Origin of the sequence: Mucilaginibacter sp., assembly GCF_035492695.1 — a bacterium.
Classification (GTDB): Bacteria; Bacteroidota; Bacteroidia; order Sphingobacteriales; family Sphingobacteriaceae; genus Mucilaginibacter.
Map to the genome: position 1 here is coordinate 1 of NZ_DATJJC010000029.1, position 13938 is coordinate 13938.

Below are 13938 nucleotides of genomic sequence, written 5' to 3' on the forward strand. Positions count from 1 at the left end.
ATTAGTCAATGGTCAATAGTCAATGGTCAATGGTTTTTATTCACTATTGACCATTCACCATTCACTTTATGCGTTAGCTTCAGCTAACAGCTTTTTGCCTTTTTCGATAGCGTCGTCGATGTTACCAACTAAGTTGAAGGCTGCTTCAGGGTATTCGTCAACTTCACCGTCCATGATCATGTTGAAACCTTTGATGGTATCTTTAATGTCAACCAATACACCTTTTAAACCGGTAAACTGCTCGGCAACGTGGAACGGTTGTGACAAGAAACGCTGAACACGACGGGCGCGTGATACAACTAACTTATCTTCTTCAGAAAGCTCGTCCATACCAAGGATGGCGATGATATCCTGAAGCTCTTTGTAACGTTGTAAAGTTTCTTTAACGCGTTGAGCGGTATTGTAGTGCTCGTCACCTAAAACAGCTGGGCTCAGGATCCTTGAAGTTGAATCCAAAGGATCCACCGCTGGGTAAATACCAAGCTCGGCAATTTTACGTGAAAGTACAGTAGTAGCATCTAAGTGGGCGAAGGTTGTAGCCGGCGCCGGGTCGGTCAAGTCATCCGCAGGTACGTAAACGGCCTGTACGGAAGTGATGGAACCGCGTTTGGTTGAAGTGATACGCTCCTGCATGGTACCCATCTCGGTGGCCAGCGTTGGCTGGTAACCTACCGCCGATGGCATACGGCCAAGCAGCGCCGATACTTCGGAACCTGCCTGTGTAAAGCGGAATATATTATCGATGAAGAACAGGATATCGCGTCCTTTGCCTTCGGCATCGCCATCGCGGAAGTATTCGGCAATGGTTAAACCCGAAAGGGCCACACGTGCACGGGCGCCAGGGGGCTCGTTCATCTGGCCGAATACGAAGGTTGCTTTGGAGTCCTTCAGGTCTTCTTTATTTACTTTGGAAAGATCCCAGCCGCCTTTTTCCATCGAGTGCAGGAATTCGTCACCATATTTGATAATGCCCGATTCGATCATTTCACGCAGCAAGTCGTTACCTTCACGGGTACGCTCACCCACACCGGCAAATACCGACAGACCGGCATAAGCTTTAGCGATGTTGTTGATCAGTTCCTGGATCAATACGGTTTTACCTACACCTGCGCCACCGAACAAACCGATCTTACCACCCTTTGCATAAGGCTCCAGCAGGTCGATAACCTTGATACCGGTAAACAGTACTTCGGTTTCAGTTGAAAGATCCTCGAAACGCGGCGGTTCGTTGTGGATAGATTTACCGTTGGTGTTATCCAAATCGCCAAGGCCGTCGATAGAAGCGCCAACCACGTTAAATACACGTCCTTTGATATCTTCGCCAACCGGCATTTTAATAGCCGAACCAAGGTCGGTTACGGGCATTCCGCGCAGTAAACCGTCGGTCGAGTCCATCGCTATGGCACGCACGCGGTCTTCACCTAAGTGCTGCTGAACTTCTAAAATGATCTTTTGGCCGTTGTCTTTGATGATCTCCAGGGCGTCATAGATACGGGGAAGATGACTATCGCCAGAGAAACTAACGTCAACTACCGGACCGATGATCTGTGATATTTTTCCAATGTTTGGCATATATAACCGGGTAATTAAAAGAATTTATAAATCAAAAATATATCTTTAAAAGATGCTCTTCTTTCGAGGCGCAAAGCTAAGATTATTTGGCAAATAAATAAAGAGTGTGGGAAATATTTTTGCCGGGCAGGGTTTGGTTTATACCATGCACTAAATCAGGACGATGAGCGTGTGTGAATTACCGCTTGCATTTGTCAAAAATTCGTTACCTTGTTATTATCAAATTATTATGTTTGCATAATAATTAACGAACCAGTTATAACCCCTAAGACAATTAATTTCATGAAGAAAATTTTACTTCTGGCGCTCGCCATGGCGCCCGTGCTGTCGTTTGCGCAAGGTTTCCAGGTAAACCTGGAAGGCAATAAGCAGATAGGTATGGGCCACACCGGGACCGGTATAGCGCAGGACGGAGCATCCGTGTTCTTTAACCCCGGGGCGGTAGCTGCTTTACCCCAAAACTATTTCCAGGCGGGTATAAGCCCGCTGATGTTCAAATCGGTTTTTAACCCTGCCGGGACGAACGAACAGTTTCACACAGCTGATAAGGTTGCGCCGCCATTCACCTTTTATGGGGCATGGGGACCGAAAGCGGCAAAGTGGAAAGTTGGCCTGGGTGTTTACACGCCTTTTGGCGGACTGACCGATTGGGGAACTACCTGGCCGGGAAAATACACGGCCGAAATGCTGAACCTGAAGGCTATCTTCTTTCAGCCGACATTAAGCTATAGGTTAACAGACCGGCTGAGTATCGGCGCGGGCTTTGTTTACAATCATTCGAGTGTCGACCTGACGCGCGGCATACCGCTCGACAATAGTTCGGGGCAGTCGGGGCAAGCCGAGATCAAGGGCAGCGGCAAAGGGTATGGGTGGAACGCGGGTATTTACTTTAAAGCGTCATCCAAACTAACCATCGGCTTCACGCATCGTTCCGAAGTTAAAACGACGATCAAGGACGGCGATGCGATATTTACCGTGCCGGCGTCGATACAAGGTAATTTCCCATCACCTAACCAGTTTACGGCAAGCATTCCGCTGCCGGCAACCAATGGTATCGGGTTCGGCTTTTACCCAACCAAACAATGGACGGTAGCGTTGGATGCTAACCTGGTTGGCTGGAATTCGTTCAAGGCTTTATCATTCGATTATAAGAACAATACAACTGCCTTACAGGACACCCACTCGCCACGCAACTATAAAAATACGGTGAGCCTGAGGGCGGGTGCGCAGTACCAGGCTAAGCCCGATCTTGCTTTGCGCTTTGGTGGCGGGTATGTAACGGCGGCGGCGCCGGATGGCTATGTTACGCCCGAAGTGCCTGATGCAAGCCGTGTTTATGGCACGCTGGGCCTGGGTTACACATTCGCCAAACACCTGGATGTGGATGTGTCATTTGAGTATGAGCACCTGAATAGCCGTACGCAAACCAACATCGAAACCCAGTTATCGGGCACCTTTAAATCCAATGTTTATATACCGGGCATCTCGCTTGCTTATCACTGGTAATCCTTAAAGAAATTAATACATGAAAACGTTTAGAAAACACATATATCTTATTGCGGGGTTACTGTTGCTTGGCGCCTGTAAGCCCGAAATAAACCCGGTAAGCCCATCCAAAGGCACGGCCGATTTTAGCAAGTATATTTCGGTAGGCAATTCGCTGACCGCAGGTTATGCCGATGGCGGGCTTTATTTGGAAGGTCAGGAAAACTCTTATCCATCCATTATAGCCAAGCAAATGCTGGCTGTCGGCGGGGGCGAATTCAAGCAACCACTGTTCAGCGCCGACCAGGCAAATGGCTCGGGTTATCTGAGGCTTGCCGGATTCAATACCGATGGTACGCCCAAAACAGAAACCGTTACGTCAAACCTTGCCATACGCGGACAGATAGCCATACCCGGCTTCGGTAATGTAACCTTATACAACAAATACACCGGCGGCGAATTTAACAACCTGGGCGTACCCGGTATTAAATTGCAGCAGATCACCTATGCGCCCTACGGTAACCTGAACGGTTTTTACGAGCGTATGCTGGGCCCTGCCGCGCCGGCCAATACCGAATCGTATCTCGATTTTGTTACTACCGGCCGCAATTTCACTTTCTTTTCCAACTGGCTTGGCAATAACGATGCGCTGGGTTATGCAACATCAGGTGGGGCAGGCGATGTGCTAACAGATAAAGCGGTGTTTGAGCAATTGTACAACCTGCTCATCAATTCGATGACGGCGAGCGGTGCAAAAGGTGTAGTGGCTACTGTCCCCGATGTTACGGCGGTACCTTACTTTAATACTGTTACAGTAAGCGCTGTGTTAGCAGGTGTGCAAAAAGTGAACCCGGCAGTACAGGCGCTGTACATTAATGCAAAAACAGGCTCGGGCCTTAGCGATGGGTATGCGCCACGTGCCGCTACAACAAAGGATCTGATCGTGCTCACTTTCCCAACCAGCAAAATAGGGCAGGTGGTCGACTCGCCAGCCGGCCCCGTACCTTATGGCTTAACGCAGTACGCGCCTATCGAGAACCAATACGTATTGGATGAGAATGAAGTAACCTTAACCGAAGATTATATCGCCTCTTATAATAACACCATAAAAACTGCGGCGGCAGCTAAGGGGTTAGCGGTATTTGATTCCTATACTTTCCTGAATAATGTGAAAGCGCATGGCCTGTTGGTAAATGGTATTTCGATGAGCTCAGGCTATATCAGCGGTGGCATATTTTCGCTGGATGGTGTTCATCTTACCCCGCGCGGTTATGCTATTGTGGCGAATGAATTTATAAAAGCTATAAACGCTACTTACAAGTCGAGTATCCCTTTAGCTGATATTACCAATTACAGGGCGGTTAAATTCCCGTAAGTTAGTGGGCAGTGTGTGGTTTCCAGTTGGCAGTTATAATTTTTGAAAACTGCCAACTGGCTACTGTCAACTTAAAATTATCTTTTCCGCATAAATAACTACCTTGCAATAAAAAGCCGGAACAAGCAAGTTTCGGCGATACGCAAAAATGTATTTCAAGAGCCTGCCCGATCACACTGCACCCGGATTTGACGAGCAATTGCATTTCAGCAAGTTTAAAAAGCACAATATTATTTTTAATGCGCTGAGCAGCAAAAGCAGTTGCGACGATCATGTCGGGTGCCTTTCACTAAAAACTGTGCTAAGCGGCGAGGAATGGTATGGCGTAAACAAGCGGCGCCTTGCCGTAAGGCCCGGGCAGTTCCTGATATTAAACAACGATCAAAACTATTCCTGTAATATCGACACCACGGAGAAGGTACGGGTGTTGTCGATTTTTTTTAAAAAGGAGTTTGCCGCTTCGGTATTTTCAGATGCCCTTGTCGGCGAAGCAGCCTCGCTTGATGATCCTTTTAATACGTCCGGCAGTGCGCCGGAATTTTTTCAAACGCTGAACCCCATCGATGCCCCATTGCAGCAGCGATTATCATGCCTTGTTGCCGATTTGGAAACACAAGGTTATGATGACTGGGTGGTTGATGAACAACTGGTTTTTGTCATGCGCCAATTGCTGGCGACTCATAAAATGGAATTGAAACTGGCCGGGCGGGTGGACGCCGTAAAAACCCATACAAAAACCGAGATACACAAACGCCTTTGTATTGCCCGCGACCTGCTGCGATCGTCGTTTACCGAAGAATTAAATTTGCAGGCTGTAAGCAGCGAAGCCTGCCTGTCTGTTCCCCAGCTCGTAAGGCAGTTTAAAGCAGTTTTTCAAACCACACCCCATCAATATCTTACCCGCATCAGGCTGGCCCATGCAACTGACTTGCTAAAGCGAACCCCATTGCCCGTCCATGAAATTACCTGGATGTGTGGTTTTGAGGATACCAGCGCCTTTTGCCGGGCGTTTAAAACCGCTTTTGGGGTACAACCCCTTGCTTTCAGGGCTGCGTGCTGATAAAGTTGAGCATTTCTGCACATGTGTGTTCGCTGCAAGCCATCATATTTGTGCTGATAAGCAAAAAGTAATCAGCACAAGCCCGTTTTATGAACACAGATCTTTTAAAAAATATCCCTGCACCAAAACCTGTTCAGGGCCTCGCCATTATACGCACGGCGATAGCACTTATTTTAATAGTGCATCCCATACACGGCATAATCGATCCGGCAGGAATGCGCTCGTTCGGCGAGGGCTTAAGTGCCGATGGCTTCCCTTTTGGTCTTGCCCTGCCATGGTTGATCGTGGCTTGCCAATTTGCTGGTTGTCTTGGTTTAATATTCAATCGCTTTGTGGTGCTTTCCTGTATGTTCAACCTGATCGTACTGATGGTTGGAGTATTTTATATCCACATGTCCGAAGGATGGTTTGTAGTTGGGGCCGGCAGAAACGGCATGGAATACAGCATAACGCTGATAGCGTGCCTGTCCGGTATTATGTGGGCATACTGGCCGCGGAAGCAGCAATAGCTTTATTCAAAACTCAAAACGATCTTTCCCAAATGGTCGCCGCTTTCCATCAATTGATGCGCTTTGGCAGCTTCTGATACCGGGAATACAGCGTTTACTACGGGCCTGATCTCGCCCGATGCCAGCAGGGGCCAGATATTCTGTTCCAGTTTGGTAGCGATGGCGCTTTTGAAGGTCGTATCGCGGTTTCGCAGGGTCGACCCGGTTACAGTCAGCCTTTTTCGCAACACTAAAGACAGGTCTACCATTGCTTCCTTGCCTTTCATGGTATTGATGAGCACCAAACGGCCGTCATTACCAAGCGAATGCATATTGTCATTGGCATAGTCGCCGCCGATCATATCCAGTATCACGTCAACACCTTTGCCATCGGTTAGCACGTCTATCCTTTCTTTGAAATTTTCAGTTTTATAATTGATTCCCTTATCCGCGCCTAACTGTTCGCAAAAAAGACATTTTTCATCGGTTCCGGCGGTAACAAAAACAGTGCTGCCCAGCGCTTTTGCCATTTGTATGGCTGCCACGCCTATGCCGCTGCTGCCGCCATGCACCAGTAACGATTCATGCTGTTTCAATTGTCCCCGGTCAAAAACGTTGCTCCAAACGGTGAAAAACGTTTCCGGTAACGATGCTGCTTCAGTAAAACTTAAATTGCCCGGTATGCGCAGGCACTGGCCCTCGGGCACGCTGCAATATTCGGCATAACCCGCGCCGCTAACCAGCGCGCAAACCTTATCGCCAACGTTCCAGCGCGATCCGTTAGTGCCGATAGCTTCGATGATGCCGGCTATCTCCAAACCTGGTATATCCTGCGATGCCCAGGCCGGCGGCGGGTAGTTGCCCTTTCGCTGGTAAATATCAGGGCGATTAATACCCGCTGCCATTACTTTGATCAATACTTCTTTGCCCGAAATGGCGGGAATGGGCCTTTCTTCCAATTGCAATACTTCTGGTCCGCCGGGTTGGGTGATGACGATGGCTTTCATTGTGTAAATATATTAGGTGTAAACTTCAATCGGGTTGTTATGTTCTGTTATAAACAATAAATTGCCGGCCATCACCTGTAAAGAATATTTATGAACCGGAAGTCAACCTTTGTTTTATTGATCGCCTGCCTTTCATGCACATTCGCCAAAGCGCAAAAAACTGATTATAAAACCCGCATTCAATTGCTTTATTCAGGTATTGATTCAAAATTGACCGATACCAAAGCGGGACTCTATTACGAGACCACCGACATCAGCAAAAATGAAAACCCGCATTCATGGTTATGGCCCTTGTGTGCTTTGATACAGGCGACCAATGAAATGGAGGTGCTTGAACCGGGGAAAAATTATATGGAGCCGGTAACCAAAGCCATCGATGAATATTATAGTGATAAGCCCCCGCGGCCAGGTTACCAGGATTATCCTTATAAGGAAAGGGTTAGCAGCCGTTTTTACGACGATAATCAATGGGTAGCTATCGCTTACCTGGATGCTTATCATCGAAATCATAAAAAGAAATATTTGGATGATGCTACAATGATTTACCGCTTTATGATGGGCGGTTTGGATACAGCAGCAGGAGGTGGCTTGTATTGGAAAGAAGGCGATAAAACCACCAAAAACACCTGTTCAAACGGGCCGGCTATATTGGTGGCATTGCAATTATACCAGATCACTCATAAACCTGAATATCTTAATACGGCGCTTGCCGTTTACAAATGGACTAAGCAACATTTGCAATCTCCCGAAGGTGTTTATTATGATAATATCAAAATACCGTCGATGAATATCGCCAAAGCAACGTACACTTACAACACCGGCACCATGCTGCAGGCCAATGTACTGTTGTATAACCTAACCGGCAATAAACATTACCTGGCAGAAGCCGAACGCATTGCCAAAGCAGGGAAAGAACATTTCTTTAAAAACGGGCGCCTGCCCGATAATTACTGGTTCAACGCCGTAATGCTGCGGGGATATATCGAACTGTATAAAATAGATAAGAATAAAAATTGGGTTGATTTTTATGAGCAGGATGCCGACGCGATTTGGAATACCGAACGCGACGCCGATAACATGGTTGGTAAAAAGCCAGCCAAAGCTTTGATAGACCAGGCCGCGATGATAGAGATATGTGCGCGGCTGCAGCAGTTGGATGCACACTAAGCTATAAGTTACTTCTGTTGCTCTTTTCACGCTCCTTATACGGGATGCCGTGCCATTATTTATTAATAGGAAATATTTATTTTAAATATTGATTAATATTAACTAAATAATTAGGTATATTGCCTTTGCTTGTTATCAAAGCCTGCTTACCAAAAAACATGTTATCAACCTTATTAAATCTAAAAAAATCATGAAAAAGATCTTATTATTATCCTTATTAACCGGATTATTTTCCGTGGCATTGTTATCATTTACTTTAACCAAAGAGAAACATGCGCCTAAAAAACATGTAGCTGCTAAAAAAGTTTCTAACTGCGTAGCAACTATTACCGGCTTTACAGTCACGGCTGTAAGTCAAACATCAGTTACTATGCAATGGACATATTCCGGTAGCCCTGCATCTTTTAACTATGGCGGTTACTACAATAGAACCGGTTTTCCCGGTGTAGTAACAATCCCTAATACCAATACTACTGCTACTACGCTTACCATGCCAATCAATTCTCCCAACTATGGCATCAGGATACAGGTAGTTTGCGTATGTTCAGACGGCACAACAGTGGGTAGCGGGCATGGCGTGTATGTGGAATATGGACATGTGGTAAATTATTTTTAAATCGGGCAGGCTTTGATAACTTAAATTAATATAGAAACCCCGGATACACCATTCGGGGATTTCTATATTTAAACCCGGAACAAATATTTTTTACTTTAACGGGAACATCCTTTGATTAAATTGTTCTTTATTTGCTCAAAATAAATATTTATGTCACTACAACCCGGTCAACCCGCACCTCAGTTCACCCTGGTATCTTCTGAAAAGAAGGAAGTATCGCTGTCAGATTTTAAAGGCAGGAAAGTAATACTGCATTTTTTCCCTTTTGCTTTTACAAGCGTTTGTACAACACAACTGTGTACCATGCGCGATAATTTTGGTTATTACGATGGCCTGAACGCACAGGTATTTGGTATTTCTGTCGATTCTCCGTTCACCCTGGCGAAATTCAAAGAAGAAAATAATTATCAGTTCCCATTGCTTTCTGACTTTAACAAAGAAGTTTCTGCGGCTTATGGCGCCTTATATGATTCTTTCGCTTTCGGCCTTAAAGGCGTATCCAAACGCGCTGCTTTTGTGATTGACGAGCAGCAGAACATCAGCTATGCCGAGGTGCTTGAAAATGCCGGCGACCTGCCTGATTTTAACGCAATAGCGGAGGCTGTTAAGTAATTTTGAAAAATTTATAGCGGATTCAAAAAGAAATCCTATTTTTGCAGTCCGTTAAAAACCGCAAGGTTTGCGGTTATATAAAACTGCATTTGTAGCTCAACTGGATAGAGCATCTCACTACGGATGAGAAGGTTTGGGGTTCGAATCCCTACAAGTGCACTAAGTTTAGGCCTTTCAGTAAGTTTACCGGAAGGCCTTTTAAATGTTCAACCAAAACGTATGCTGAACTTAGTTCTGTTTGGCCCGCCCGGGGCCGGAAAAGGTACACAATCGCAAAAACTTATTGAAAAATATGGCCTGATGCAGCTTTCTACCGGCGATATGCTTCGCAGCGAAATTGCGCAGGGTACGGCATTGGGCCTTGAGGCCAAAAAACTGATGGATGAGGGCAAGTTAGTGCCCGATGCTGTCGTAATTGGCATGATCAGCAATAAACTGGACGCCAATAAGGACGCAGTCGGCTTTATTTTCGACGGGTTCCCGCGTACCGTGGCGCAGGCCGAAGCATTGGACGAATTGCTTAAAAGCAAGAATGAGCCGATAGCAGGCATGATCGCATTGGAAGTAGGTGACGAAGAGCTGGAACACCGCCTGTTGTTGCGCGGCAAAGATTCGGGCCGCGCAGATGACGCCAACCCTGAAGTTATCCGTAAGCGTATCAAAGAATACAATGATAAAACAGCGCCTGTAGCTGATTTCTATAAAAACCAAAACAAATTCTACCGTGTTAACGGCATAGGGTCGAAAGAAGATATCTTCGGCTCTGTTAATGCGATCATAGAGAAACTATAATAGTCCGAAAGTCGGAAAGACCGCAAGTCCGAAAGGTTGATTTCGGGCAGGCGTTTAGTTTATTAAAAAACATCTTCCGGACTTTCCCGACTTCCGGACTTTCCGACCAAAAAAATAATCATGTCCCAGGGTTCCAATTTTGTTGATTATGTGAAGATATGTTGCCGCTCGGGGCATGGCGGGGCGGGCTCTGCGCATTTGCACCGCGACAAGCTTACCGCCAAAGGCGGCCCTGATGGCGGCGATGGCGGCAGGGGAGGGCACGTTATTATAAAAGGTAACGCGCAGTTATGGACCCTGCTTCACCTTAAATTTCGCAAACACGTTATCGCCGGCGACGGCGAAGGCGGCCGATTGTCCTTACAAACCGGCAAAACCGGTCGCGACGAAATATTGGAAGTGCCGTTGGGCACCATCGCCAAAAATTCCGAAACGGGCGAGATATTATTCGAGATAACGAAGGACGGCGAAACTCAGATATTGACGCCCGGCGGTCGTGGCGGTTTGGGTAACTGGCACTTTAAATCGGCTACGCAGCAAACGCCGCGGTTTGCGCAACCTGGCGAGCCAGGGCAGGAAGTCTGGAACATACTCGAGCTTAAACTCCTGGCTGATGTTGGTTTAGTTGGCTTCCCGAACGCAGGGAAATCAACTTTGTTATCGGTAGTTTCCGCGGCAAAACCGGAAATAGCCGATTACGCGTTTACTACTATTGTACCTAACCTGGGTATTGTAGCTTACCGCAATAACCGGTCGTTTATCATGGCAGATATCCCGGGGATCATCGAGGGAGCATCACAGGGCAAAGGGTTAGGTTTCCGCTTTTTAAGGCATATCGAACGTAATTCGGTGCTATTGTTTATGATACCGGCCGACACCAGCCGTACCCTTAAGGAAGAATACCAGATATTGCTGCACGAATTAAAAGAATATAACCCCGAGCTGATGCACAAGCCGCGGGTGCTGGCCATTACCAAATCGGATATGCTGGACGATGAATTGCTGGCCGAGTTGAAAAAGGAAGTTCCGGCTGATGTGCCATCGGTATTTATATCATCCGTGGCACAAAAAGGGATAGATCAGCTGAAGGATCTGCTTTGGAAAGAGATCAATAGATAAGATTACGAATTTCGAATTTTATAAAACAGAAAACCCGGTCAGATGCCGGGTTTTCTGTTTTTTTAATGGTTTTAAAACCTGTACCATACCACCGCCACGCAGAGGCATAGTATCAAAATATTAAAAACAACGTTTTTGGTTTCGTGCCGGTGATAGTGGAACCTGGCAGCCAGCACCATAATAATGGAAAAGCCGATGGCAGCCATTGCGGTCAGTTCGGGAGCGGTGCCCAATATTACAGGGAGTATAAGCCCGATGGCGCCAAGTATCTCAGCCACGCCGATGAAACGTATCAACGTCATCGGAAGTTCGGCGCCGGTTTGCCCGATAGCAAGAAGCTTTTGCTGTGAAAGAAGTGTTTTACATGTGCCTGAATACAGGAATAACCCTGCCAATAATGCCTGTACTATCCAGATTATTGTGTTCATGATGATCTGATTTTTTTTAACAAAGTTCGGGCAGACTTAATTAAGTCCTTTTGATATTTATCAAAAAATCAAACCTGGGAACGGATGCGGCTGAGGGTCTCCTGCGTCATACCAAGGTACGACGCGATAATGCCGAGCGGCACGCGGAGAAGAAAGGAGGGATGGGTTTCCATAAGCGTTTGGTAACGCTGGGCGGCCGTAGTAAAATGCATATCGTCGAACTTCTGCTGCAATTGCACCAAACCCGAGCTGATGAGCAGGCGGCCCAGCTTTTCTACCTCGTGGAACTTAGAATAAAGTTGCTCCAGTTTGTCGTGCGGGAAAGAATAGAGTACGGAAGGTTCTAAAAGCTCGATCATCCGCCTGTCGGGTTTGCGGGTAATAAAACTGAGTATGGAAACGGCGAAAGTATTTTCGGGACTTATCCAGTCGGTAACGTCTTTTCCATCCTTAAAATAGAAGGTCCGGGTTAAACCTTCTTCAACAAAGTAAAGATTGCTGCATATGGTGTTTTCTTTTACGAGAATGTGCCCCTTCGGTAGCTCCAGTCTTTTTGCAATAGAAGCAAGGGCGTCTTTTGATTGGGGTGAAAGGTGGGTGAGTTGGGAGGTTACTTCGAAGAATTTATCCATTGGCGGCTGGCATCACTTCGCCTGGTACATCACGTAATTATCACTTAGCATACTACCGTACCACCCGCGATAATCCGGGAAGGATTTTAGAATGAATTTCTCCTTCGGTCCGGCATAGCTTTCCGGCAGAATAATGTACAGAGGCCCGGCGTGGCCACCCTGCTCGTAATCGTCATAATCAATACGCAGGTCGTCACCAATAGGGTTTAAGGTAACTACCCGGTTATGTTTTATTTCGAGGCCGAGGCTTTCGTTCACAAAAACAAAAATAACATTCTTGTTTTGCTTGTCCAGCGCTATCACTTCGTTCAGCGCTTTCTGGTCTATGGCCTGCTGCGCTATACCCGTAACGCCGCGCGCGCTTTTGGTATCGTTAAAACTGTAGCCTTTAGCGACGTAAATAACGCTTGAAACAGCGATGCCGGCCCATATCAAACCAAATGCTATGCGGTATACAGGCAATTTAACTTTACTCAAAATATACAACGTACCGGGAATGACGATAAGTCCGATGATCCGGAAATGCCGTGCCTCATAAGAGATAGTCATCTGCCTGAGATAAGCGACGCAAAAGAATACAATACACACGATGTAAAACACACGGACAAGCAGCCGGTAATTTTTGTCGGGGACGGTTTTAAGGATTGCCCGTACTAACCATAAACTTAAAAATGCAAGCAGGGCTAACAGGATGATAGCCTCAGTATTTGAAAATATCACTTTCCCTGTATGATAGACAAGACCGTGCGAAAGATCGTCAACAGAGAATCCTGAAAGGATGGGCGAGGCGAGGGGGAAGAAGATAGCCTTGACACTAAGCTTGATCCCCGCTGCAACCGAGGCCGGGTTTTGCCCTTTGGAAAGGAAGAACAGCCAGATGGACGCCATGGAAACAATCGCCGGCAAGCCAACCCACAGGGCATTCCTGATCCATTCGGCTGACGGCCTTTGCGACGACAGCCTTATCCAAAGGAACAGTAACCCTGCGGCATACATCCAAACCACGGATGACTTACAAAAGAATCCGACCCAGCCTGAAAGCAACACGAACAGGGTCAATTGCCAGCCGGCCATTTTTAACGCAGTGCAGCCATACAGGAACCAGCCCAAAAACGCAAACAACAGTATTTCGCCGCCGTTGTAAAATACATAAGGCACTACAAAAAACTGCTGGCAGCCGATGAACAATAAACTCAAAGCAGCAATAAGCGGACTAAAACCGACCTTTTTGAAAAAGGCATAAAAACCTGCTAAACCAAGCAACTGGCACAAGGTTATCGTCAACGCCGAGGCCTGCCCCGTGTTAACGCTAAAGAGCAGCTTGAATGCATACGGCACCAGGTATTGCCCCGGCGACCACCACGTTAAAAATTCGGAGGTGTTTTGAGTAAGGTTATCGGCATCAGGTGTTATAAGCCGGTTAAAGCCGCCACCCAGCTGCATAGATCGCATCACATGGAAGCCATTGGCCGGGTCGGGGAAAATAGACGGAGGGGCAATGAATATCATGATACCCAATACTATTACGGCCAGGTATAAAAAGGCCATGATGGCTTTTGGAAGATTTTGATTTGCGGTCATCATA

14 protein-coding genes and 1 tRNA gene are annotated in these 13938 nt (G+C 46.7%); 10 read left to right on the forward strand and 5 right to left on the reverse strand.

All coding sequences use genetic code 11. The features are described from left to right. Nucleotides 1-66: 66 nt before the first annotated feature. Nucleotides 67-1572: a F0F1 ATP synthase subunit beta gene (gene atpD / locus VL525_RS18075; RefSeq protein WP_325388440.1), complete on the reverse strand. Its 1506-nt coding sequence runs from the start codon at nucleotides 1570-1572 to the stop codon at nucleotides 67-69. Nucleotides 1573-1854: 282 nt separating this feature from the next. On the opposite strand from atpD, the gene VL525_RS18080 reads away from it, so the two are divergent. The 4 genes from VL525_RS18080 (at nucleotide 1855) to VL525_RS18095 (ending at nucleotide 6001) form a co-directional block, all read left to right on the forward strand. Further along, nucleotides 1855-3078 carry an OmpP1/FadL family transporter gene (locus VL525_RS18080; protein ID WP_325388441.1) on the forward strand — a complete coding sequence of 408 codons (1224 nt, stop codon included), beginning with the start codon at nucleotides 1855-1857 and terminating at the stop codon, nucleotides 3076-3078. 19 nt (nucleotides 3079-3097) lie between these two features. Then, nucleotides 3098-4432 carry an SGNH/GDSL hydrolase family protein gene (locus tag VL525_RS18085; RefSeq protein ID WP_325388442.1) on the forward strand — a complete coding sequence of 445 codons (1335 nt, stop codon included), beginning with the start codon at nucleotides 3098-3100 and terminating at the stop codon, nucleotides 4430-4432. Nucleotides 4433-4580: 148 nt separating this feature from the next. Beyond that, a complete protein-coding gene (locus tag VL525_RS18090) occupies nucleotides 4581-5492 on the forward strand; it encodes an AraC family transcriptional regulator (protein ID WP_325388443.1) in 912 nt (303 codons plus the stop codon). A gap of 89 nt (nucleotides 5493-5581) precedes the next feature. Continuing rightward, nucleotides 5582-6001, forward strand: coding sequence for a DoxX family protein (locus tag VL525_RS18095; RefSeq protein WP_325388444.1), 420 nt, complete (start codon nucleotides 5582-5584; stop codon nucleotides 5999-6001). Between the two features lie 2 nt (nucleotides 6002-6003). Here the strand turns inward: VL525_RS18095 and VL525_RS18100 are convergent, their stop codons facing one another. After that, nucleotides 6004-6987: an NAD(P)H-quinone oxidoreductase gene (locus tag VL525_RS18100; RefSeq protein WP_325388445.1), complete on the reverse strand. Its 984-nt coding sequence runs from the start codon at nucleotides 6985-6987 to the stop codon at nucleotides 6004-6006. Between the two features lie 90 nt (nucleotides 6988-7077). On the opposite strand from VL525_RS18100, the gene VL525_RS18105 reads away from it, so the two are divergent. The 6 genes from VL525_RS18105 to obgE all read left to right on the forward strand — a co-directional run bounded on the left by VL525_RS18105 (nucleotide 7078) and on the right by obgE (nucleotide 11293). Continuing rightward, entirely contained in the window at nucleotides 7078-8154 is a 1077-nt protein-coding gene (locus tag VL525_RS18105; protein WP_325388446.1) for a glycoside hydrolase family 76 protein, read from the forward strand. Between the two features lie 190 nt (nucleotides 8155-8344). Beyond that, nucleotides 8345-8770, forward strand: a complete 426-nt coding sequence (locus VL525_RS18110; RefSeq protein ID WP_325388447.1) for a hypothetical protein — start codon at nucleotides 8345-8347, stop codon at nucleotides 8768-8770. A 150-nt stretch (nucleotides 8771-8920) separates the two neighbouring features. Next, on the forward strand, nucleotides 8921-9382 hold the full coding sequence (locus VL525_RS18115) for a redoxin domain-containing protein (RefSeq protein WP_325388448.1): 462 nt from the start codon (nucleotides 8921-8923) through the stop codon (nucleotides 9380-9382). 85 nt (nucleotides 9383-9467) lie between these two features. Beyond that, nucleotides 9468-9541: transfer RNA gene (locus tag VL525_RS18120), tRNA-Arg, on the forward strand. 60 nt (nucleotides 9542-9601) lie between these two features. Beyond that, nucleotides 9602-10174 (forward strand): adenylate kinase, encoded by a 573-nt coding sequence (locus tag VL525_RS18125; protein ID WP_325388449.1) that lies wholly within the window; start codon nucleotides 9602-9604, stop codon nucleotides 10172-10174. Nucleotides 10175-10294: 120 nt separating this feature from the next. Further along, nucleotides 10295-11293, forward strand: a complete 999-nt coding sequence (obgE, locus tag VL525_RS18130) for a GTPase ObgE (RefSeq protein WP_325388450.1) — start codon at nucleotides 10295-10297, stop codon at nucleotides 11291-11293. A 71-nt stretch (nucleotides 11294-11364) separates the two neighbouring features. On the opposite strand, the gene VL525_RS18135 is transcribed toward obgE, so the two are convergent. From VL525_RS18135 to VL525_RS18145, 3 genes are all read right to left on the reverse strand, one after another. Further along, entirely contained in the window at nucleotides 11365-11721 is a 357-nt protein-coding gene (locus VL525_RS18135; RefSeq protein ID WP_325388451.1) for a DoxX family protein, read from the reverse strand. 68 nt (nucleotides 11722-11789) lie between these two features. After that, nucleotides 11790-12353 (reverse strand): Crp/Fnr family transcriptional regulator, encoded by a 564-nt coding sequence (locus VL525_RS18140; RefSeq protein ID WP_325388452.1) that lies wholly within the window; start codon nucleotides 12351-12353, stop codon nucleotides 11790-11792. Nucleotides 12354-12365: 12 nt separating this feature from the next. Continuing rightward, on the reverse strand, nucleotides 12366-13937 hold the full coding sequence (locus tag VL525_RS18145) for a hypothetical protein (protein ID WP_325388453.1): 1572 nt from the start codon (nucleotides 13935-13937) through the stop codon (nucleotides 12366-12368). Between the last annotated feature and the right edge of the window lies 1 nt (nucleotide 13938).